This is a genomic window from Oleiphilus sp. HI0066, from assembly GCF_001635725.1.
Genome location: NZ_LWFH01000545.1, coordinates 1 through 855, shown reverse-complemented (window position 1 = coordinate 855; position 855 = coordinate 1). Strand labels below are relative to the sequence as shown.

General features: G+C 43.4%; 1 protein-coding gene. It reads left to right on the top strand.

Features of this window, described 5'->3' with window-relative positions; all coding sequences use genetic code 11:
• The coding region (epmB, locus tag A3738_RS07340) for an EF-P beta-lysylation protein EpmB (RefSeq protein ID WP_068763488.1) at positions 1 to 855 on the top strand (855 nt) is incomplete at both ends.

The following is an 855-nucleotide window of genomic DNA, read 5'->3' as shown; positions in this document are numbered from 1 at the left end:
AACACAACAAACGCTCGATTTTCCACTTCGTGCACCGCAGCCCTATCTCGATAAAATCAAACCTAACTCACCCAATGACCCCTTGCTTTTGCAAGTTCTACCTCAGACTAGAGAATTCGAACAGGTTGATGGTTTTACAGCTGAACCCTTACTCGAACAAGATTACTCGCCCGTCCCTGGTTTAATTCATAAATATCAGTCTCGGGTTTTGCTCGTCTTAACGCAGGCTTGCGCCATACACTGTAGATACTGTTTTAGACGTAATTTCCCTTATTCAGAGCACCAGCAATCTCGCAAACAATGGGACAAGGCTCTGGCTTACATTCTGGAAAATAAGCAAATTAATGAGGTCATTCTAAGTGGTGGCGACCCACTAAGCTTGCCTGATAAATACCTATCCGATTTGTTACATCGTATTGATTCTATCGCGCACATAAAAAGGATACGTATTCATACGCGAATGCTCCCTAGCCTGCCGCAACGAATTAGCGATCCCTTTATCGAGATTCTCAAGACACTCAACAGCAATATTGTTTTTGTTGCGCATTGCAATCATGAGAATGAATTGGGTGACGACACGGCAATTGCATTTAGAAAACTCAAAGCCGTCGGCGTTACCTTACTCAACCAATCAGTATTGTTAAAAGACATAAATGATAACGCAGGCATCCTGCAAAATTTGTCAGAAAAGCTATTCGATCAAGGCGTATTGCCCTACTACCTTTTCACCCTCGACAAAGTAGATGGCGCAGCACATTTTGATTTGAGCCGAGAAAAAGCCAAAGAGATTTACAAGCAGTTATCCTCCTTGCTACCTGGGTTCCTACTTCCCAAACTCGCTGAAGAATGTCCGGG